The sequence below is a fragment of the Micromonospora sp. NPDC049801 genome (assembly GCF_040656575.1).
In the GTDB taxonomy this organism is placed as follows: Bacteria; Actinomycetota; Actinomycetes; order Mycobacteriales; family Micromonosporaceae; genus Micromonospora.
In genome coordinates this window covers 456,396-476,878 of record NZ_JBFAMS010000005.1, presented here as the reverse complement: position 1 = coordinate 476,878, position 20,483 = coordinate 456,396, and the positions used below count along the sequence as shown (strand labels likewise).

Below are 20,483 nucleotides of genomic sequence, written 5' to 3'. Positions count from 1 at the left end.
CCCACATAAAATTACAAAAAACCCAAAATCCACCACAAAAACCCCCACCACGCGATCTTTTTAACCCGTTTTTTGTCTATGTTCGGGATTTCCCCCCCCCCAAAACCTCTTGATCAACACAACGAGAGTGGGTGTCAGCCCTTGATGTACGGCTTGCCGTCGGCGGCGGGCGCCCGGACCCGACCGACCAGGCCGGCGACCGCCAGGATGGTCGCCAGATAGGGCAGCATGGCCAGGAACTGGCTGGGGATCGAGCTGTTGATCGCGCTCAGGTAGGTGGCGAGCTGGTCGGCGAAGCCGAAGAAGAGCGCGGCGAGCAGCGCCCCGGTCGGGTTCCACCGGCCAAAGATGAGCGCGGCCAACGCGATGAAGCCCTTGCCGCCGATCATGTTCTTGGTGAACGAGTAGAGCGCCAGCGTGTACGACGCGCCGCCGATACCGGCGACCACACCGGCCAGCAGCACGTTGCGGTAACGCAGCCGGAGCACCTTGACGCCCAGCGTGTCGGCGGCGATCGGGTGCTCGCCCACCGATCGGGTACGCAGGCCCCACCGGGTGCGGAACAGCCCGATGTGGATCACCAGCACCAGGAGCAGGCCGACGTAGAGGAAGATGTTGCCGCGGAACAGCGCCGGCCCGAGCACCGGGATGTCCTTGAGCAGGGGGATCTCCCAGTTGCTGAAGCGCGGCGCGCTGTTGTACTTCTCCGCGTCGGTCTGCATCAGCCGCTCGTAGAGGAAGCCGGTGACGCCGACCGCGAGCAGGTTCAGCACGATGCCCATGACGACCTGGTCCACCAGGTAGCGGATGGCGAAGACGGCCAGCAGCAGCGAGATGAACGCGCCACCGATGGCGGCGGCGACCAGGCCCACCCAGACGTTGCCGGAGAGGCTGCCGAACAGGGCGCCGCTGAACGCACCCATCAGCAACTGCCCCTCGATGGCCACGTTGACCACGCCGGACCGCTCGCAGAGCACACCGGCGAGCGCGCCGAAGATCAGCGGCAGGGCCAGGATGAACGTGCCCCGGATGATGTTGACCAGCGGCATGAAGTTCTGCCCGGTCGGCGCGGCGGAGACCTGCCAGCAGAGGAAGGAGAGCACGAAGGCGACCAGCCCGACGCCGAGCACCGGCAGGAACCAGCGCTTCGGCACCCCGGCGAGCAGGGCCGCGCCGGCGGCGATCGCGATGATCCCGAACAGGATCGCGCCGATCGTGCCGTTGATCTCCAAGGCGGCGCCGGCCGCGTCGTCGCTGAGCGTGAACCGGGCCTGCTGGTCGGTGGCGAGCGCACCGAACAGCACCGCCGCCAGCAGGCCGAGTGCCGTCAGCGTGAGGCCGACCTTGCGGGTCCGGGTCCAGAAACCCTCGTCGACGCCGACCGCGACGTCGGGGACAGCCATGGTGGACATGCGTTACCAGCCCTTCGCCAGGCTCGTCTGCAACCGGGCGGCCCGTGCGGCCCGGAGCTGGAAGATCGCCTTCACCAGGGCGGGTGCGGCGATGAAGATGACGATCAGCGCCTGAAGCACGGTCACCAGCTCCAGCGAGATGCCGGAGTACGACTGCATCCGGTTACCGCCGGCCTGGAGCGCACCGAACAGCAGCGCGGCGAGCAGCACTCCCCACGGCTTCACCCGGCCGAGCAGCGCCACCAGGATGCCGTCGAAGCCGATCTGCGCCACCACCAGCGGCGTCAACGCGCTGGCCGTCGAGCCGAGCACCATGTTCGAGCCGCCAAGACCGGCCAGGATCCCGGAGAAAACCATGATCAAGATGTACGTCCGGGTGACGCTGATGCCGGCGGTCCGCGCGGCGTCCGGGTTGGCGCCGACCGCCCGCAACTCGAAGCCGAGGGTGGACCGGTTGAGCAGCCAGGCGACCGCCCAGGTGGCCAGCACGGCGAGCAGGATGCCGGCGTGCACCCGCAGGTTGTCACCGAGCAGACGGGGCAGCTGGGCGGAGGTGTCCACCGCCTTGCTGATCGCGTCGGTCCGGGTCGGATCCTGCACGCCGTTCTGCACGATGAGCCAGGTCAGGAAGTACGTGGCGACGTAGTTGAGCATGATCGTGTTGATCACCTCGTGGGCGCCCGCGCGGGCCTTGAGGATGCCCGGGATGAAGCCCCAGATCGCCCCGCCCAGCGCGCCGGCGAGCACCGCCACCAGCAGGTGCAGGCCGGGCGGCAGCGGCAGCAGGAAGCCGGCCAGTGCGGCCAGGATGACGCCGACGGTCGCCTGACCCTGCGCGCCGATGTTGAACAGGCCGCCACGGAAGGCCAGCGCCACCGCCAGGCCGGTGAAGACCAGCGGCGCGGCGTACGTCAGCGTCTCGGAGATCGGCGCGAGCACCGCCTGCCAGCCGTTGCTGCCGTTCACCCAGCCGGAGAACGCCTCGGGGTCGAAGATCGAGCCCTTGAACAGGTTGGCGTACGCCTCGCTCACCAGCGTCCAGCTCGAACTGAACGCGTCCGAGGGGCGGGCGGTGATGTAGGTGTAGGTGTGCAGCACGTCCGGGTCGGAGACGACCATCAACACCGCGCCGACGACGATCGCCAGCACCAGCGACAACAGGGTCACCGTGAAGGTGTTGGCCGCCCAGAGGTTGTCCAGGAAGAGCCGGCCCAGGGACGGCTTCGGCTCCGGCGTCTTCTCCGTCGTGGTCGTGCCGGCCCGCTCGGTGTTGCCGAGGGCGTTCTGCGCCGCCTGCGCCTCGCTCGCCGGCTCCTTGTCCGGAGAGCCCGACTGCGGATTGGGGTTGGTCATGCCTCGTCCTCGCTCGCGGGGCCGTCGGCGCGCGCCGGACCCCCGTCGGCCGCGCCACCAGCGGTAGCCGTGCCGGGCTGGGCTGCGGTGCCGGCGGTGGTCGCGTCGGGCTCGGCCGGCGTGCCCGCGCCCGCCGCGTCCGGGTGGATGCCGGCCATCAACAGACCGATCTCCTCACGCGGGGTCTCCGGGCCGACGATGCCGATGATCCGTCCCCGGTACATCACCGCGATCCGGTCGGCCAGCCCGACCACCTCGTCCAGCTCGCTGGACACCACCATGACGGCGGTGCCGATGTCCCGCTCGTGGATGATCTGGCTGTGGATGAACTCGATCGACCCGACGTCCACGCCACGGGTGGGTTGGGCGGCGATGAAGAGCTTCAGCGGCCGGGACAGCTCCCGTGCCACGATCACCTTCTGCTGGTTGCCACCGGAGAGGGTGCCCACCGCCGCGTCCGCCGATGAGGTACGGACGTCGAACTGCTCGATCCGCTCCCGGGCCGACGACGCGATGGCGTCGGGCTTCAGGGCGAGCCCGCTGCCGAAGGGTGGCCGGTCGTAGATGTCCAGCACCAGGTTCTCGGCGACGCTGAACTCCTTGACCAGGCCGTCCACGCTGCGGTCCTCGGGCACGTAGCCGACGCCGGCCCGGAGCACCCGCTTGGGCGTCCAGCCGTCGATCCGGTCACCGCCCAGGCTGACCGTGCCGGCGAGCACCGGGCGCAGACCCATGATCGCCTCGATCAGCTCCGTCTGGCCGTTGCCCTGCACGCCCGCCACGCCGAGCACCTCGCCCGCCCGTACGGTCAGGTCCACGCCGTCGACCGCCCGGATCTGCCGGTCGTCGTCGACGACCAGCCCGGCCACCTCCAGCACCGGCTCGCCCGGCGTGGCCGGCGACTTGTCGACCGTGAGGCGCACGCTGCGGCCCACCATCAGCGCGGCCAGCTCGTCGCGGCTGGTCTCCGGCGAGGCCGTACCGACCGTCTTCCCGCGTCGGATCACCGTGATCCGGTCGGCGATCGCCTTGACCTCGCCCAGCTTGTGGGTGATGAAGACGATCGACTTGCCCGCCGCCTTGAGCGACCGCATGACCGTCAACAGCTCGTCGGTCTCCTGCGGGGTGAGCACCGCGGTCGGCTCGTCCAGGATGAGCAGGTCGACGTCGCGGGTGAGGGCCTTGACGATCTCCACACGCTGCTGGATGCCGACCGGCAGGTCCTCGATCACCGCGTCGGGGTCGACCCGCAGGTTGTAGCGCTCGGACACCTCCGTGACCTCGCGCCGGGCCCGCCGCCGGTCCAGGAAGCCGGCGATACCGCCCCGGACCTGCTCCGCACCGAGCATGATGTTCTCGGCGACGGTGAACACCGGCACCAGCATGAAGTGCTGGTGCACCATGCCGATCCCGGCCGCGATGGCATCGGACGGCCCCTTCAGCCGCAGCGGCGTGCCGTCGACCAGGATCTCGCCCTCGTCGGGCTGGTAGAGCCCGTAGAGCACGTTCATCAGGGTCGACTTGCCCGCGCCGTTCTCGCCGAGCAGGGCGTGAATCTCTCCAGGCTCCACCGTCAGATCGATGTGGTCGTTGGCGACCAGATCACCGAACCGCTTGGTGATGCCGCGCAGTTCGAGTCTCAGCGCAACCTCCTGGAGTGCGAGCGATGGTGCAGCCTAGCTGCCGTCGAACGGGCCGGAACGCCTGGCCGACGCGGTGCGCGATCGGCCGCTCCGACCCCCACGGTCACCGCGGGGCCGAAGCGGCCGATCGGTCGTACCTGTGCCCACCGACCTCTCCGATGATCTCACCGGAGAGGTCGGCCGGACGTCACTTGGTCGGCTGGGCCTTCGAGGTGACGGTGATGGTGCCGGCGGCGATGTCCGCCTTGATCTTGTCGACCTCGGACTTCAGCTCGGCCGGAACCTTGCTGTCGAAGTCGTGGTACGGGGCGATCGAGACACCGGTGTTGGCCAGGGTGCCGACGAAGCCGGGGTTGGCCTGCAGCTTCTCGCCACCGGCGGCCTTGACCACAGCCTCCTTGACGGCCTCCGGGATGTTCTTCACCACGGTGGTGATGATCGCGCCGCAGTCCGGGGTGCTCTCGCAGCCGTCGACGTCCACCCAGATGGTGTTGTACTTGCCGCCGGAGGCCTTGGCCGCCGCGGTGGTGCCGAGGCCGGAGCCGCCGGCGACCGGCATGATGATGTCCGCGCCCTGGGCGACCAGCGCGTCGGAGACCTTCTTGCCCTCGTCCTGCTTGGCGAAGTCGTTGGTGAAGGAGCCCTTCTGGGTCTCCTTGTTCCAGCCCAGCGCCTGGACGTTCTTCTTCTTGGTGGTGTTGTAGTACGCCACGCCGTCGACGAAGCCGTCCATGAAGATCGTCACCGGCGGGATCGGCAGACCGCCGTAGGTGCCCACCTTGCCGGACTTGCTCATCCCGGCGGCGAGGTAACCGGCCTGGAACGCGGCCTGGGCGGTGTCGAACTGCATCGGGTAGATGTTGGCGTCACCCGGCTGGGCGTCGACGATGCCGAACTGCTGGTTCGGGTTCGCCTTGGCGATCTTGGAGGTGGCGTTGGCCATCAGGCCACCGACGGCCAGGATGAAGTCGCACTTCTGGTTGACGTACTGCGTCAGGTTGGGCTCGTAGTCGGCCTCGGCCTTCGACGCGACGTACTTGATGTCGATGTTGTCGTTGGCGGCCTTGGCCTCCTGCAGACCCTTCCAGGCCGAGGTGTTGAACGACTTGTCGTCGATGCCGCCGACGTCGGTCACCATGCAGGCGCTGAACTTCTTGGCGCCACTGCCGGCGTTCTTGTCATCATCCGGAGCCTCGCCACACGCGGCGGCGCTGAGCACGAGCCCACCTGCCGCGAGGATCGAGGCGATCCGCATCCCACGCACCGAGCGCAAGACGTCTCCTTCCCATTGCACACCGCGCCTAGTGCGGTGGCAGCCCATCAGCCGACCTGCGGGTGTGCCGCCGGCTGTCCCACGTTACGGACGGGAGCGTACGCCCGCGCCCACCCACCGGCCGACAATCGTGCACGACTGTTGAGTGCCTGTTACCCGGGTGTAACCCTTGCGTGGGGCAGATCACTCTTCGTGCTGCTAACCGAGCCCCCAGGTGTCGCGGAAGTCCGGTTTCCGGGGTGCGGTTCCCCCCTCGGACGCTACCGCCAAAAGACCGCCACCGCCGCGTTCACCAGGGTCAGGCCGACGATCGCGAGGAAGTGGCCACGGTTGACCACGTCCCGCTTACGGGAGAAGAAGACCATGACGAAGATCAGCAGCGCGATCACCAACTTCGTCACAAGTTTCGCCGGGTTCGGCTCGTCGTCACCGCCACCGCGCAGGGGCGCGGAGAGCCCGAGGCCGGTCAGCAACTGGATCACGGCGCCCCAGAGCATGGCGGGGTTGATCCGCAGCTTCCCGCTGACGTACTGGGCGATCGAACCGCCGAGCAGCAGGGCGAAGCCAATGAGATGGACATAGAGGAGGATGAGTCGCAGTGCTTCCACGCCGCCCATCCTCCCCTATCAACGACACTTTGTAGTAGTGGGGCCGGCCGGCCGGCGCGTCGAGGGGCTCATCCCTTGACCGCTCCGGAGGTGAGGCCGGAGACGATGAAGCGCTGGAGGAACTGGAAGACCAGCACGGTCGGGATCGCGGTGAGCAGGGTGCCGGCCGCGAAGATGCCGAAGTTGGTGTTCCGCTCGGCGCCCTGCAACATGCCCCGCATGCCGACCGCGAGGGTCTTGGCGTCCGCGTCGGTGAGGAAGACGCTCGCCATCAGGAACTCGTTGATGGTGTTGATGAAGGCGAGCAGCCCGGTCACCGCGAGGATCGGCGCCACCAACGGCAGCATGATCCGGAAGAAGACCTGCGCGTGCGAGGCGCCGTCCACGGTGGCGGACTCGTCCAGCTCGCGGGGCAGGGTGTCGAAGAAGCCCTTCATCAACCAGGTGTTCACGCCCAGCGCACCACCCAGGTAGAGCAGCAGCAGGCCCCACGGGGTGTTGAAGCCGACGGCCGGCCACAGGTCGGTGATCGTGCCGAAGATCAGGAAGATCGCCACGATCGCCAGGAACTGCGGAAACATCTGGATCAACAGCAACGACAGCAGCCCCACCCGTCGACCCGCAAAGCGCATCCGGGAGAAGGCGTACGCCGCGAGCGCCGAGAGGAACACCGAGGCGAACGAGGCGCCGCCGGCGATGAGCAGCGAATTCAGGAACCAGTGGGCGAACGCGGTACGCGCGAACAGGTCCCCGAAGTTCTCGAACGACACCCCGCCGGTCGGCACCAACTCGGTGGACGAGAGGGTGCCGAGCGGGTTGAGCGCCGCCGAGACGACGAACACGAGCGGGAAGAGGCTGAACAGCACGCCGAGCAGTCCGACCAGGTGCCGCCAACCGACCTGGGCGAACCAACGGCTCCGCCGCCCTCGGACCCGGCGGTCGAGCGTTGTCGGGCGGCTCGGGTTGATGAGCGTGGTCACGCGTACACCTCCTCCTGTTGACGGGTCCGCCGGAAGCTGATGGCCGACACCACGGCGACGATGGCGAAGATGAACAGCGAGATCGCCGCGGCGAAGCCGAACTGTGCCGCCTGCCCACCGAACGCCAGCCGATACGTGTAGGTGATCAGCAGGTCGGTGGCGCCGTTGCTGGGGTTGTCCGCCGGGAACGGCGCACCCTCGGTGGTCAGGTAGATCGCGTTGAAGTTGTTGAAGTTGAACGCGAACGACGAGATCAGCAGCGGCGAGAGCGCGACCAGCAGCAGCGGCAGCGTGACCGCACGGAAGGACTGCCAGGGTGAGGCCCCGTCGACCGAGGTGGCCTCGGTCAACTCCCGGGGGATGGCCTGGAGCGCGCCGGTGGCCACCAGGAACATGTACGGGTAGCCGAGCCAGAGCTGCACCAGGATCACCGCGGCGCGGGCCGTCCAGTCCTGGCCGAACCAGTCGACGCCGAGCCCGAACAGGTTGTTGATCAGCCCGAAGTCGGTGTTGAACATGTCCCGCCAGACCAGCAGCATCGCGAACGACGGCATGGCGTACGGCAGGATCAGCAACATCCGGTAGAGGTTGGTGCCCCGCATCCGGGGCGAGTGCAGCGCGAGCGCGATCAGCAGACCGAGGACGAACGTGCCGCCGGTGGAGCCGATCGCGAAGGCGAAGTTCCAGACCAGCGTGCCGAGGAACGGCCCGGAGATCCGCTCGTCGGTGAGTATCCGGGTGAAGTTGGACAGCCCGACGTTCACCTTCCACCCCTGGGCCAGCCGCTCGCCGTCGGCGGCGACGAACGCGCCGGCTCCGCCGTCCGCAGTCCAGGTCCTGCCGCTGTCACTGTCCCGGACGCAGTCGCAGCCCGCGTCGTACGCCCGCACGGCCCTGCCCTCGTACGCCCGGGACAGGCCGGACGAGCGCAGCGCGCCGCCGGCGGTCGGCACCACCAGGTCGGTGATGTCCCTGCTGCGCGCGCTGGCCTGACCGACGTTCAGCACCGTGTAGCCGTCGGCGGCGGTGACCTTCCCACCGGGGGCGACGGTGACCCTGCCGGGGTCGAGCGGACGCAGACCGCCGCTGTCGCCGACGGAGACGGTGTCGGTCGCCGGGTCGGTGACCAGGAAGACCAGGGCGCCGGTGGCGGGGTCGCCCTTCGTGGCGACGGACATCGGGTACTGGGCGGAGCCCGCGACCTGCCGCACCGAACTGCTCTGGATCGCGACGATCGCGTCCTCCTTGCTGCCCCGGTGGCCGTCGCCGAAGTTGGTGAAGGCCGTGCTCGCGGTGTAGAGGACCGGCACGATCTGGAAGGCGATCAAAAGGAGCGTGCCCGGGACGAGGTACTTCGCCGGGACGTGCCGGCGGCCCGCGTACAGGTAGAACAGCGCGGCGGTGGTCAGCGCCAGCACCGCCAGCCCGATCCACTGTCCGGCCTCCACGAGCGGGAACGCCGCCCAGATCGCGATCCCGGCCACCAGGCCGAGCAGGATCACCTTCGCGGCGAGGCCGGCCGCGGTGATCGGCGCGTGGTTCCGCGCGGTACGGGACGTGCGCGGGGACCCGGTGCCCACGGGCCCCCGGCCCGGAGCCTGCTGGGCAGTCCCCGGGCCGGACAGCGGCGTACTCATTACTTGATCGAACCGGCGATCGTCCGGCCGGCCGCGGTGACCGTGCTGGTCGGATCGGCGCCGCCGATGACGGCGGCCTCCGCCTTGCCGAACGGGTCCCAGATCGCGGCCATGGCCGGGATGGCCGGGAGCACCTGGCCGTTCCTGCCGGCCTCGATGAACTTGGCCAGGTCCGGGTCGCTGCCCTTGACCTGGTCCAGCGCGGCGGTCAACGCCGGCGGACGCGGGTCGGCCTGGTAGAGCGCCACCGCCAGTTCCTGCTTCGCGACGTGGTTGACGACGAACTCCTGGGCGAGCGCCTTGTTCTTGCCCTTGGCCGCCACGTAGAAGGACTGCACGCCGATGAACGGAGCGGCCGCCTTGCCGCCAGCGAAGCCGGGTACGGCGGAGATGTCGTACGCGATGCCGGCCTTCTTCACGTCGGCGGTGGCCCACGGCCCGGAGACCAGGAAGGCGCACTTCTTGCCGGTGAAGGTCGCGGTCGCGTTGGTGTCGGCGATGGATCGCTTCAGCACGCCCTCGCCCTTCTCGCCGAGCGCGGCGATCTTCTTGAACGCGGCGATCGACTCCGGCTTGCCGACGCCGAGGTCCTTCGGGTCGTAGTCCCCGTTCGCGGTGGTGCCGAAGAGGTAGCCGCCGGCAGAGGCGTACAGCGGGTAGATGTGGTACGCGTCGCCCTTCTGTCCGACCTGGAGGCAGAGCGTCTCGGTGACCTTCTTCTGCGCCTTGAGCTGCTTGCCGGCGGCGACCAGGTCCTCGATCGTCTTCGGGGCCTCGGGGGCCAGGTCGGTGTTGCGGATCAGTGCCAGGTTCTCCTGGGCGTACGGCACGCCGTAGAGCTGGCCGTTGAACGTGACGGCCTTGACCGCGCTCTCGCTGAAGGCTGCCTTCTGCTCGGCGGGCAGTTGCACCGGATCGATGGCGCCGTTCTGGACCAGGTTGCCGATCCAGTCGTGCGCGCCGATCACCACGTCCGGGCCACCGCCCTGGCTCGACACGGTGACGAAGTTGTTCTGGAGGTCCTCGTTCGGGACGGCCTGCACCTCGACGGTGACGCCGTTCTCCTGGCCGAACTTCTCGGCGAACGGCTTGAGCGCCGCGGTCCGCTTGTCGTCGGCCCAGATCACCAGTTTGCCGCCGGCGGCCGTGGGGGTTTCCTTCGTGGCCGGCTCGTCGCTGTCGCCACCACAGCCGGAGGCGGCGAGCGCCAGGCCGAGAACGGCAACCACACCCGCGGTACGGATGCGCATCGGTACTCCTGTCGTCATGGCGGGTCCGCCGGGGGAAGGACGCCCCGCCAGTGGAAAGCTGAAAGTTCTTGCTGATTGGCGCAGCGATATTGCCACGCCGCGCTCGTATGTTGCGGGGACGTTAGCAAGACGTTGCAGACAATGGAAGGGTTTGCAGAGCACCCCGCAAGAACTTGCCGATGGACTACAGTGCCGCCATGCGCGCTCGACTGTCCGACATCGCCCAGCAGGCCGAAGTCAGCGAGGCCACGGTGTCGCGGGTGCTCAACGACCGCCCCGGCGTGGCACCGGAGACCCGGCAGGCCGTTCTCACCGCCCTCGACGTACTCGGCTACGAGCGCCCGGCGCGACTGCGCAAGCGCAGCGCCGGCCTGGTCGGCCTGGTGGTGCCGGAGCTGGACAATCCGATTTTCCCGGCGTTCGCGCAGGTCATCGAGTCGACACTGGCGCAGAGTGGGTTCACCCCGGTGCTCTGCACCCAGACCGCCGGCGGCGTGACCGAGGACGAGTACGTGGAGATGCTGCTGGACCGGCAGGTCTCCGGAATCGTCTTCGTCTCCGGCCTGCACGCCGACACCGCCGCCAACCACGACCGCTACCGGGCGCTGATCGCCCGGCCGCTGCCGGTCGTAATGATCAATGGGTACGTCCCCGACGTCGCGGCGCCCTTCGTCTCCTGCGACGACCGGGAGGCCGCCGACCTGGCGGTGGCCCACCTCGTCGCGCTGGGACACCGGCGGATCGGCCTGATCACCGGCCCGGACCGGTTCGTGCCGGTGCGGCGCAGGGTGGCCGGCTGGCGGGCGGCGATGACCCGGCTGGCCGGCGTCGCCGAGGCGGATCTCGGCCCGCTGGCCGAGCTGACGCTGTTCGGTGTGGAGGGTGGCGAGGCGGCGGCCGGCCGGCTGCTCGACCGTGGTGTGACCGGGCTGGTCTGCGGCTCCGACCTCATGGCGCTCGGCGCCGTGCGGGCGGCCCGGCAACGCGGCCTGTCCGTTCCGGGAGACCTCTCGGTGGTCGGCTACGACGACTCGCCGCTGATGGCCTTCACCGACCCGCCGCTGACCACCGTGCGGCAACCGGTCACCGCGATGGCGGTGGCGGCGGTCCGGGCCCTGGTGGACGAGATCAACGGGCACGGCGCCCCGCACTCCGAATACCTGTTCCGCCCCGAGCTGGTCGTCCGCGGCTCCACGGCGGTGGCCCCGGCCGCCGTGCGGTTTCCTTACGCAAGATCTGCTTGACTCTTGCAAGGGCGGCCGGCATATTGCTCGCACAGCCGCGCCCGAGCCTGAGACAGACGGGGAAACATCACCAATGACCGTCAGCACCACCATCACCCTGCCCCGCACGGACGACGACTGGTGGCGCTCCGCGGTCGTCTACCAGGTCTACGTGCGCAGCTTCGCCGACAGCAACGGGGACGGCGTCGGCGACCTGGCGGGCATCCGGGAGCGCCTGCCGTACCTCCGCGACCTCGGGGTGGACGCGCTCTGGCTGACCCCCTTCTACACTTCGCCGATGGTCGACGGCGGGTACGACGTCGCGGACTACCGGGACGTCGACCCGATGTTCGGCACACTCGCCGACTTCGACGCGATGATCACCGACGCGCACAGCCTCGGCCTGCGGATCATCGTCGACCTGGTGCCCAACCACACGTCCAGCGCGCACCGCTGGTTCGTCGACGCCCTCGCCGCCGGTCCCGGCTCGCCCGAGCGGGCCCGCTACCTCTTCGCCGACGGCAAGGGCGCGCACGGCGAACTGCCCCCCAACGACTGGGAGAGCATCTTCGGCGGCCCCGCCTGGACCCGGATCGCCGACGGCCAGTGGTACCTGCACCTGTTCGACCCGGCCCAGCCGGACCTGAACTGGCGGCACCCGGAGGTTCGCGCCGAGTTCGAGGACGTGCTGCGGTTCTGGCTGGACCGGGGCGTGGACGGCTTCCGCGTCGACGTGGCCCACGGCATGATCAAGGCCGAAGGGCTGCCGGACGTCGGCTTCAGCACGGCGACGACCGGGCAACGCCAGGTCGAACTACTCGGCAAGGGTCGCCTGCCCTACTTCGACCAGGACGAGGTCCACGAGATCTACCGCGCGTGGCGGCCCATCCTGGACAGCTACCCGGGCGGCCGGATGGCGGTCGCCGAGGCGTGGGCCGAGACGCCGGAGCGGCTGGCCCGCTACATCGGCCCGGACGAGCTGCACCAGGCGTTCAGCTTCGACTTTCTCGACGCCACCTGGTCGGCCGACTCGTTCCGCAAGGTGATCGACACCGCCCTCGCCGAAGCGACGGTGGTCGGCGCGCCCACCACCTGGGTGCTGTCCAACCACGACAAGCAGCGGCACGTCACCCGCTACGGCGACGGCCCCGACGGGCTGCGCCGGGCCCGTGCCGCCAGCCTGCTGATGCTCGCGCTCCCCGGCTCGGCCTACCTCTACCAGGGTGAGGAGTTGGGCCTGCCCGAGGTTCTCGACCTCCCCGACGAGCTACGGCAGGATCCGGCGTTCCTGCGTACGGGTGAGAGCCGCGACGGCTGCCGGGTGCCGATTCCGTGGAGTGGAGAGCTGGCGCCGTACGGCTTCGGGCCGGCCGGCAGCGAGCTGAGCTGGCTGCCCGCCCCGGCGACCTGGCGCGCCCTGTCGGTCGCCACGCAGGCCGGCGCCCCGGGCTCGACGCTGGAGCTGTACCGGACGGCCCTGCGCATCCGCCGCGAGCACCCGGCGCTGGCCGCCGACGCCGGCGAGGTCACCTGGTCGCAGACCGAGCCGGGCGTGTTGGCGTTCTCCCGCGGCGCGGGTGACACCGTGCTGACCTGCGTCGTCAACCTCGGCGCAGCGCCCGTGGCACTCGACGGGTACGGCACGCCGGTCGTGGCGAGCGCGCCGCTCACCGACCACCTGTTGCCCGTCGACGCGGCCGCCTGGTTCGAACGGCGCTGAGCGGGTAAGCCAATCTCGACCTGGTCGTCCGTCGTGCCCCGCGCCAACGGGCGACTGGGCTGCCGACCCCTTGTGGTGGGGGGTGAGGTGCACCGGCGCCACGCGGAACGGATTCCGCGCGGCGCCGGTGCTCGTGTGACGCCCGTGGTGCGCTCCGGCCCCGGGCCCTGACCCGCCGCGTCACTTCGCGGTGAGCAGCGCCGCGATCCGGGTGAAGCCGGCGCGCACCTCGGCCTCGTCCGGTGGCTCGGCGGGCTCGCCGTGACCCGCCTCGTCGGCCGCCGCGTCCAACTCCTCGTCGATCACGTCCTCGAAGTCTCCGTACAGGTCGGCCCCCTCGACCTGCCGGGCCTCGTCCTCGGCGGCCACCTGCGCGGCGGCGATCTCACTGCGGATCTCGTCGGCCGACAGCGCCGGCAGCAGCGGTTCCACCACGGCCATCAGCTGCTCCTCGGCCACCACCGCCTCGGCCAACGCCAACGCGTGTGGCCGTTCGTACGGCCCGCAGACCACCGGCTCCCACTCGTCCAGGTCACCGAGCGGCCCGAAGGTGATGATCCACGGCAGGCCGAGCATCGGCGAGTCGGCCGGCAGGTCCAGTGTCATGAGTGCGCCCACGGGCTCATCATGGTCCGCGAACGTGAGCGCCGGTGCCGTTCTGCTCAGTTACCGCCCGTCCGGCGGTCGATGAGAGACCGGTCGGCTCAGTCGTGTCGGGTGGCGTCCAGGGCGGCCCGCACGAGAGCGACAGCACGATCCGGGGTCACGCCGAGCCGCCGCGCCTCGGCGGCGTAGTCGACGGCGAACCGGTGCAGCCGGTCGACGGCGTCGTCCCGCCCGGGAGCGACGAAGGTGCCGTTGCGTCCCCGGGTCTGCAACAGGCCAGCCGCCTCCAGCTCCCGGTAGGCCCGCGCCACCGTGTTCGCGGCCAGTCGCAGGTCGGCCGCGAGCTGCCGGACGGTGGGCAGGCGGCTGCCCACCGGCAACCGGCCGTCGCCGATCAGCTCGGCGAGCTGCACACGCACCTGCTCGTACGGCGGCACCGGCGAGTCCTGGTCGACGGTGATCAGCACGTCGGACATCTCCACCCTCACCCCGCACCGCCCGGGGCGCCGGGGTCGGTGTCCTCGTCGACATCCACCACGGGGGCGCCCGCCGCCAGGTCTACCACGCGCCCACTCCGGCTGGTCGCGAGCAGCGCCGCGCCGAACAGCACCAGTTGGTTCAGCAGGTAGAGGTAGAGCAGCAGACCGACCGCACCGGCCACCACGGTGTACGCCGGGTTCCGCTCGGTGCGCACCACGTAGTACCGCCCGAGCGTGTTGAGCAGCGTGATGCCGACCGCGACCAGCAGCACCACCGGACGCAGCCGGGACCGGCTCATCCGCAGCCGGGGCACCGCGAGCAGCAGCGCGGTGGCGAGCACCGCGTTGACCAGCACGCTGAGGACGGCGCTGACGGTGGTCAGGCCGACCGACCCGGTGCTGCGCAGCAGAAAGCGCAGCAGGGATTCCAACGCGTCCACCGCCGCCACGGAGAGACCGAGCAGCACGAAGACGCCGATCATCACCCCGAGGTCGACCAGCCGCCGGACCACGAGGTTGCCGGGCTGCTGGTTGAGCGCGTACATGAGCCGCTGCGAGGAGCGGATCGCCTCCACCCAGCCGATGCCGGTGAACACGAGGATGACCAGGCCGACCACACCGACCGTGCCGCTGGAGTTCGCGATCTGCTGCGCGTCCAGGAACGGCAGGTTCTCCTTCAGGAACCCGGTCGCCGCCTCGCTGACCTCGTCGTTGTCCTCCAGGATCGCGCCGAAGACGGAGTACGCGACCAGGGCGAGAGCGAAGACGGCGAAGAAGCCGTAGTACGCGATCGCCGCGGCGAGCCTTCCTGCCAGCACGTCGGCGTAGAGCGTCCCGGCACGCCAGACGTGGTCGAACAGGCCCGACCGGGCACGCGCGGCACCCACCCAGCGGTCGATGCCCGCCTCGATCCGGCCGATCACGTTCACGCGATCATCCTCGCCGATCTCCCGCCGCCGTCCCGGCAACCAGTACAAGACCGCTCGCCAGCCGGCGCGCCGCCGAACGTCAGTCGCCGAGGCGGAAGTCCCGGCGGGGCTGCCACCGGGCCGGCCCACTGTGCGAGAACAGGGTGAACGCGTCGACCTCGAACATCGCGGAGAAGTCGGCCAGATCCTCGTACACCTTGTCCAACGCCTCCGGAGCGACGTCATGCGCGACGGTGACGTGCGGATGGTACGGGAAGCGGGTCTGGCGGTGCAGACCCGGCGCGGCCGCGATGGCCGCGGCCAGCAACTCGCATTCGCTGATGCCGGCGGCCACCGCGACGAACACCACCTGCGTCACCGGCCGGAACGTGCCGGTCCCCCGCAGGTGCAGCGTGAACGGCAGATGCGCGGCGGCCACGGCGGCGAGGTGCCGCTCGATGCCCGGCAGCACGTCGGTCGGGATCTCGGTCGGGCCGAGCAGCGTCACGTGCGCGGGCACCGCGAGGGGATCACCCGCCTCGACCCGTCGCCGGGTGAGCTGTGCCCCCCACGGCTCCGGGATGTCCACCGCGATGCCGATCTGCACGGTGTCGCCCGGCGGGGGCATCCCGCCGCTGCGATCCACGCTCCGTGCCGCCACGTCGGCCACCGATTCGCCCACCCGTCCCCGCAGCGCTATTCGCCGCGCACCGGCGGGAAGAAACCGACCCGCTCGTACGCGGACCGCAGCGTCGCGCCGGCCACGGACCGGGCCTTCTCCGCCCCGGCGGCGAGCAGCTTGTCCAGTTGGGCGGGGTCGTCGAGGTACGTGCGCGTGCGCTCCTGGATGGGACGGACGAACTCCGCCACCTGATCGGCCAACTCCTTCTTGAGGTCGCCGTAGCCGCGACCGGCGAACGCGGACACCAGGTCGTCGATGCCACGCCCGCTGAGCGCCGAGTAGATGGTCAACAGGTTGGACACGCCCGGCTTGGTCTCGGCGTCGAAGACGATCTCCCGACCGGTGTCGGTCACCGCGGAGCGGATCTTCTTCGCCGAGCGGGCCGGGTCTTCCAGCAGGTCGATGATGCCGGCCGGCGAGGACGACGACTTGGACATCTTGGCCGTCGGGTCCTGCAGGTCGGTGATCTTCGCGGTGTCCTTGACGATGTGCGGCGCGGGGATCGTGAACGTCGCGCCGAACAGCGAGTTGAACCGCTGGGCCAGGTCGCGGGAGAGTTCCAGGTGCTGACGCTGGTCCTCGCCGACCGGCACCGCGTTGGCCTGGTAGAGCAGAATGTCGGCGGCCTGCAGGACCGGGTAGGTGAACAGCCCGACGCTGGCCCGCTCGTTGCCCTGCTTCTGCGACTTGTCCTTGAACTGCGTCATCCGGCTGGCCTCGCCGAAACCGGTGATGCAGCCGAGCACCCACGCCAGCTGCGGGTGCTCGGGCACCTGCGACTGTACGAACAGGGTGCTGCGGTCCGGATCGATACCGACCGCGAAGAGCTGGGCGGCCGCCACCCTGGTCCGCTGGCGCAGCACCGCCGGATCGTGACCGGCGGTGATCGCGTGCAGGTCCACCACGCAGTAGAACGCGTCGTGGGTGTCCTGCAGGGCCACCCAGTGCCGCACGGCTCCCAGGTAGTTGCCGAGGTGGAACGAGTCGGCCGTCGGCTGGATGCCGGAGAAGACGCGGGGTCGCTCGGGAACGTCGGGCATGGCGATAATTCTGTCAGCAAGCATGCGGAGCCGTCATGACGGGCCGGCGCGTCGGCCCCGGCCAGCCGGTGTCGGGGCGCTGACCTCGCGTGGCCCGCTCGTCCCCGGCCGTGGACCCGGCCCGACCGCGGTGCCCCGCTGCTGTCCCGCCGCGCCCCGGTCCGCCTCGCGCTGATGGCTGACGGCGGGATCGCGCCGCTGCTCCGGCATCCGGGCCGCCGTCACCGCGAGCCGGGCGACCCGGCGTCCGTCCAGGGCCAGCACGCGCAGGAGCCAACCGTCGGCCGGTGCCGCCGGATCGGGCCCGCCGCCGTCGGGCGGCTCGCCGGGCACCGGCACCTCGTCGCCGGTCAGCGGCAGGCGGCCCAGGACTGCCATCACGTACCCGCCGACGGTCTCGTACGGACCGGCGGGGAGCGCCACACCGGTCCGCTCGGCGAAGTCGGCGAGGTTGAGCCGGCCGTCGACCACGGCCGGCAGGCCGACGTGGCTCGGGTCGGGCGGCCTGCCGTACCCGTCGTGGATCTCTCCGACGAGTTCCTCGATCAGGTCCTCCAGGGTGACGATGCCGGCGGTTCCGCCGTACTCGTCGACCACCACCGCCAGGTGGTGCCCTTCCCGGCGCATCTCGGTCAGCGCGGCCAGGACCCGCTTGCTCCCCGGCACCTGCTTGACCTCGCGGGTCAGCTCGCCCACCGTGGCGCAGGGGTCGGCGTCCGGACGGAGCAGCACGTCCCGCAGGTGCACGAACCCGACCACGTCGTCCTGGGTGCCGTCGGTGACCGGGTACCGCGAGTGCGTCTCGGCCCGTACCAGCCGGGCGGCCTCGGCGATGGTCAGCCGGGCCGGCAGGAAGACCACCTCGGTACGGGGCATCATCACCTCGCGGACGAGACTCGCCCCGGCCACCAGCACCTCGTCGATGATCCGCCGCTCGTCCGGGTCGAGCACCGTGTTGACCGCCACGAGGTCCCGCAGCTCGGCCTCGGAGATGCGTTCCCGGCCGGCCGCCGGGCCGGTACCGAGCAGATCGGTGACGAGGCGGGTCGCGCCGTCGGCGGTGCGCACCAGCACCCGGGCGACGGCCCGCGCGAGCGGCCCGGGGTCACGGCGGGACCGTTTCCGCACCCGCCGCCGGAGCCCGGAACGGGCTGCTTCCCGCATGAAAGAGATGGTAGACACCGGGTGCCCGCCGCACCGGAGATGTGCGGCTCTGTTTAAACGTGAGAGATTATGATGGAATGGCGTGCGGCGCGATCCACACCGCTCCCGAGCGCCGCCGTAGGGTGATCACCAAGGGCCACGTCCCGGCGGGCCAGGCAGGAGGCAACGACGTGAAACTGCTCGTCACCGGGGGTGCCGGCTTCATCGGCAGCGTGGTGACCCGGATGCTGCTCGACGCCGGCCACCAGGTCGTCGTCCTGGACGACCTGCGCACCGGTCACCGCGAGGCGCTCGCTCCGGACGCGACGCACGTCGAGGCGTCCATTCACGACGCCGCCCAGGTCCTCACCCCCGACGCCGGCTTCGACGGGGTGCTGCACTTCGCCGCCCTCATCGCCGCCGGCGAGTCGATGGTGAAACCCGAGCTGTACTGGGAGAACAACACGGTCGGCACGCTCGCCCTGATCAACGCGGTCCGGGCCGCCCGGGTGCCCCGGATGGTCTTCTCCTCCACCGCCGCCGTCTACGGCAACCCCACCGAGCTGCCGATTCCGGAGACCGCGGTCAAGGCGCCCACCAACACGTACGGCGCCACCAAGCTCGCGGTCGACATGGCGCTCACCTCCGAGGCCGACGCGCACGGGCTGGCCGCCGTGTCCCTGCGCTACTTCAACGTGGCCGGAGCGCACCTCGCCGGCGACGTCGCACTCGGCGAGCGGCACGACCCGGAGACGCACCTCATCCCGATCGCCCTGGAGGTCGCCGCCGGCCGGCGGGAGAAGCTCCAACTCTTCGGCGACGACTACCCGACCGTGGACGGCACCTGCGTACGCGACTACATCCACGTCGCCGACCTCGCCCGCGCGCACCTGCTCGCGCTGGACGCCGCCACCGCGGGTCAGCACCGCATCTACAACCTCGGCAACGGAAACGGCTTCACCAACCGCCAGGTGGTCGACGTGGTCCGCGAGGTCACCGGCCACCAGCTCCCGGTCGAGGTCGCGCCGCGCCGCGAGGGCGACCCGGCCGAACTGGTCGCCTCCTCCGCGCTGGCCCGTGACGAGCTGGGATGGGTGCCGCGCAAGCCCACCCTGCACGACATGGTCGGCGACGCCTGGGCCTTCTACCGCGCCCACGTCCTGGAGCAGTCGTGAGCCCGCCGAGTGAGCCGGGTGTGCGAGCCCCGCAGTGCCGAACAAGGAGGCACCATGACCAGCCCCACCGGTGACGTCGCCGAGCGGGCCGCCGCCGGCTTCACCGACCAGTACGACGCCTCGGCCGCCGGCCTCTGGGCCGCGCCCGGTCGGGTCAACCTGATCGGCGAGCACACCGACTACAACGACGGGTTCGTGCTGCCGTTCGCGCTTCCCATGCGTACCGTGGTCGCCGCCGACCGGCGGGACGACGAACGCTGGACGGTCTGGTCCGAGCTCTCCGACGAGACGATCACCTTCGAGGCGGACGACGTGGCCGAGCCCGGCCGGGTGACCGGCTGGGGCGCGTACGTGGCCGGGGTGGTCTGGGCGCTGCGCGACGCCGGCCACGCGGTGCCCGGCGCCCGGCTGGCCATCGCCTCCGACGTGCCGCTGGGTTCCGGGCTCTCCTCGTCGGCCGCGCTCGAGTCCGCCGTGCTCGCCGCCCTGCTCGACCTCGCGGGGCTGGAGCTGCCCGCCGAACGACAGCCCCGGCTGGCGCAGCGGGCGGAGAACGTCTACGTGGGCGCGCCGACCGGCATCATGGACCAGTCCGCGGCGATCCGCTGCCGCGCCGGGCACGCGCTCTTCCTCGACTGCCGCGACGAGTCCGTCGAGCACATCCCGTTCGACCTGGACGCCGCCGGGCTGACCGTGCTGGTCGTCGACAGCCGCGCGCCGCACCGGCACGCCGATGGTGAGTACGCCGCCCGCCGCCGCTCCTGCGAGGCCGCCGCCAAGGCGCTCGGGGTGCCCGCGCTGCGCGACGTGACCGTCGACGAGCTCGACGCCGCCCTGGCCCGGCTCGACGACGCCGAGACCCGGCGCCGGGTCCGGCACGTGGTCACCGAGGACCAGCGCGTGCTCGACACCGTCGCGCTGTTGCGCGCCGGCCGGGTCCGGGACATCGGCCCGCTGCTCACCGCCTCGCACGTCTCGATGCGCGACGACTTCGAGATCACCGTGCCGGAGATCGACACGGCGGTCGAGGCGGCGCTGTCGGCCGGCGCGTTGGGCGCGCGCATGACGGGCGGCGGATTCGGTGGCTGCGTCCTCGCCCTGGTCGAGACCGACCGAGTCGAAGCGGTAGCCGACGCAGTCAGGCTCGCCTACGCCGAGCGCAACTACCCGGCCCCCACCACGACCCCGGTCCTGCCCTCCCCCGGCGCAACCCGCCTCCCCTAACCCCACCCACCCCACCCCACCACCCCACCCCACCACCCGCGTCCAGCCCGGTGATCAAGAGGTTCGCGTCAGAATCTGCGCGATTTCTGACGCGAACCTCTTGATCAACACGACGTGGGGTGGAGGT

At 70.5% G+C, this 20,483-nt stretch carries 18 protein-coding genes; 4 read left to right on the top strand and 14 right to left on the bottom strand.

The window, feature by feature from the left end:
• Positions 1-134: 134 nt before the first annotated feature.
• The 8 genes from AB0I89_RS12810 to AB0I89_RS12775 form a co-directional block, all read right to left on the bottom strand.
• The gene (locus AB0I89_RS12810; protein ID WP_357124629.1) at positions 135-1,412 is read right to left on the bottom strand and encodes an ABC transporter permease; all 1,278 of its coding nucleotides are present in this window, start codon (positions 1,410-1,412) and stop codon (positions 135-137) included.
• A 3-nt stretch (positions 1,413-1,415) separates the two neighbouring features.
• On the bottom strand, positions 1,416-2,765 hold the full coding sequence (locus AB0I89_RS12805) for an ABC transporter permease (RefSeq protein WP_357124626.1): 1,350 nt from the start codon (positions 2,763-2,765) through the stop codon (positions 1,416-1,418).
• Positions 2,762-4,348: an ABC transporter ATP-binding protein gene (locus AB0I89_RS12800; protein ID WP_357124716.1), complete on the bottom strand. Its 1,587-nt coding sequence runs from the start codon at positions 4,346-4,348 to the stop codon at positions 2,762-2,764. Before AB0I89_RS12800 ends, AB0I89_RS12805 begins: the two co-directional genes overlap by 4 nt.
• 247 nt (positions 4,349-4,595) lie before the next feature.
• Positions 4,596-5,663 (bottom strand): BMP family ABC transporter substrate-binding protein, encoded by a 1,068-nt coding sequence (locus tag AB0I89_RS12795; RefSeq protein ID WP_357124713.1) that lies wholly within the window; start codon positions 5,661-5,663, stop codon positions 4,596-4,598.
• A 278-nt stretch (positions 5,664-5,941) separates the two neighbouring features.
• Positions 5,942-6,289, bottom strand: coding sequence for a hypothetical protein (locus AB0I89_RS12790; protein ID WP_355048948.1), 348 nt, complete (start codon positions 6,287-6,289; stop codon positions 5,942-5,944).
• Between the two features lie 68 nt (positions 6,290-6,357).
• Positions 6,358-7,257, bottom strand: a complete 900-nt coding sequence (locus AB0I89_RS12785; RefSeq protein ID WP_357124710.1) for an ABC transporter permease subunit — start codon at positions 7,255-7,257, stop codon at positions 6,358-6,360.
• An 8-nt stretch (positions 7,258-7,265) separates the two neighbouring features.
• Entirely contained in the window at positions 7,266-8,906 is a 1,641-nt protein-coding gene (locus AB0I89_RS12780; protein ID WP_357124621.1) for an ABC transporter permease subunit, read from the bottom strand.
• Positions 8,906-10,156, bottom strand: coding sequence for a maltose ABC transporter substrate-binding protein (locus AB0I89_RS12775; protein ID WP_357124617.1), 1,251 nt, complete (start codon positions 10,154-10,156; stop codon positions 8,906-8,908). Before AB0I89_RS12775 ends, AB0I89_RS12780 begins: the two co-directional genes overlap by 1 nt.
• Before the next feature lie 179 nt (positions 10,157-10,335).
• Between AB0I89_RS12775 and AB0I89_RS12770 the strand changes: the two genes are divergently transcribed.
• Entirely contained in the window at positions 10,336-11,400 is a 1,065-nt protein-coding gene (locus AB0I89_RS12770) for a LacI family DNA-binding transcriptional regulator (RefSeq protein WP_357124613.1), read from the top strand.
• A gap of 73 nt (positions 11,401-11,473) precedes the next feature.
• Positions 11,474-13,099 (top strand): glycoside hydrolase family 13 protein, encoded by a 1,626-nt coding sequence (locus tag AB0I89_RS12765; protein ID WP_357124610.1) that lies wholly within the window; start codon positions 11,474-11,476, stop codon positions 13,097-13,099.
• A gap of 180 nt (positions 13,100-13,279) precedes the next feature.
• On the opposite strand, the gene AB0I89_RS12760 is transcribed toward AB0I89_RS12765, so the two are convergent.
• The 6 genes from AB0I89_RS12760 to AB0I89_RS12735 all read right to left on the bottom strand — a co-directional run bounded on the left by AB0I89_RS12760 (position 13,280) and on the right by AB0I89_RS12735 (position 17,978).
• Positions 13,280-13,717: a hypothetical protein gene (locus AB0I89_RS12760; protein ID WP_089017805.1), complete on the bottom strand. Its 438-nt coding sequence runs from the start codon at positions 13,715-13,717 to the stop codon at positions 13,280-13,282.
• An 86-nt stretch (positions 13,718-13,803) separates the two neighbouring features.
• On the bottom strand, positions 13,804-14,181 hold the full coding sequence (locus AB0I89_RS12755; protein WP_357124606.1) for a GntR family transcriptional regulator: 378 nt from the start codon (positions 14,179-14,181) through the stop codon (positions 13,804-13,806).
• An 8-nt stretch (positions 14,182-14,189) separates the two neighbouring features.
• Positions 14,190-15,113, bottom strand: coding sequence for a YhjD/YihY/BrkB family envelope integrity protein (locus AB0I89_RS12750; protein WP_357124603.1), 924 nt, complete (start codon positions 15,111-15,113; stop codon positions 14,190-14,192).
• A 79-nt stretch (positions 15,114-15,192) separates the two neighbouring features.
• A complete protein-coding gene (locus AB0I89_RS12745; protein ID WP_357124707.1) occupies positions 15,193-15,720 on the bottom strand; it encodes a 2'-5' RNA ligase family protein in 528 nt (175 codons plus the stop codon).
• 68 nt (positions 15,721-15,788) lie between these two features.
• The gene (gene trpS / locus AB0I89_RS12740) at positions 15,789-16,814 is read right to left on the bottom strand and encodes a tryptophan--tRNA ligase (RefSeq protein WP_357124600.1); all 1,026 of its coding nucleotides are present in this window, start codon (positions 16,812-16,814) and stop codon (positions 15,789-15,791) included.
• Positions 16,815-16,847: 33 nt separating this feature from the next.
• Positions 16,848-17,978, bottom strand: coding sequence for a hemolysin family protein (locus AB0I89_RS12735; protein ID WP_357124597.1), 1,131 nt, complete (start codon positions 17,976-17,978; stop codon positions 16,848-16,850).
• Between the two features lie 170 nt (positions 17,979-18,148).
• Between AB0I89_RS12735 and galE the strand changes: the two genes are divergently transcribed.
• Entirely contained in the window at positions 18,149-19,132 is a 984-nt protein-coding gene (gene galE / locus AB0I89_RS12730) for a UDP-glucose 4-epimerase GalE (RefSeq protein WP_357124594.1), read from the top strand.
• Between the two features lie 54 nt (positions 19,133-19,186).
• The gene (gene galK / locus AB0I89_RS12725; RefSeq protein ID WP_357124591.1) at positions 19,187-20,356 is read left to right on the top strand and encodes a galactokinase; all 1,170 of its coding nucleotides are present in this window, start codon (positions 19,187-19,189) and stop codon (positions 20,354-20,356) included.
• Positions 20,357-20,483: the final 127 nt, after the last annotated feature.

What these genes read in the sequence shown, in the direction of transcription:
- AB0I89_RS12775 (WP_357124617.1), bottom strand. Translation starts at nt 10,156, where the DNA reads ATGCGCATCCGTACCGCGGGTGTGGTTGCCGTTCTCGGCCTGGCGCTC.
- AB0I89_RS12810 (WP_357124629.1), bottom strand. Translation starts at nt 1,412, where the DNA reads ATGTCCACCATGGCTGTCCCCGACGTCGCGGTCGGCGTCGACGAGGGT.
- AB0I89_RS12795 (WP_357124713.1), bottom strand. Translation starts at nt 5,663, where the DNA reads ATGCGGATCGCCTCGATCCTCGCGGCAGGTGGGCTCGTGCTCAGCGCC.
- trpS (WP_357124600.1), bottom strand. Translation starts at nt 16,814, where the DNA reads ATGCCCGACGTTCCCGAGCGACCCCGCGTCTTCTCCGGCATCCAGCCG.
- AB0I89_RS12755 (WP_357124606.1), bottom strand. Translation starts at nt 14,181, where the DNA reads ATGTCCGACGTGCTGATCACCGTCGACCAGGACTCGCCGGTGCCGCCG.
- AB0I89_RS12735 (WP_357124597.1), bottom strand. Translation starts at nt 17,978, where the DNA reads ATGCGGGAAGCAGCCCGTTCCGGGCTCCGGCGGCGGGTGCGGAAACGG.
- AB0I89_RS12770 (WP_357124613.1), top strand. Translation starts at nt 10,336, where the DNA reads ATGGACTACAGTGCCGCCATGCGCGCTCGACTGTCCGACATCGCCCAG.
- AB0I89_RS12780 (WP_357124621.1), bottom strand. Translation starts at nt 8,906, where the DNA reads ATGAGTACGCCGCTGTCCGGCCCGGGGACTGCCCAGCAGGCTCCGGGC.
- galK (WP_357124591.1), top strand. Translation starts at nt 19,187, where the DNA reads ATGACCAGCCCCACCGGTGACGTCGCCGAGCGGGCCGCCGCCGGCTTC.
- AB0I89_RS12745 (WP_357124707.1), bottom strand. Translation starts at nt 15,720, where the DNA reads ATGCCCCCGCCGGGCGACACCGTGCAGATCGGCATCGCGGTGGACATC.
- AB0I89_RS12805 (WP_357124626.1), bottom strand. Translation starts at nt 2,765, where the DNA reads ATGACCAACCCCAATCCGCAGTCGGGCTCTCCGGACAAGGAGCCGGCG.
- AB0I89_RS12765 (WP_357124610.1), top strand. Translation starts at nt 11,474, where the DNA reads ATGACCGTCAGCACCACCATCACCCTGCCCCGCACGGACGACGACTGG.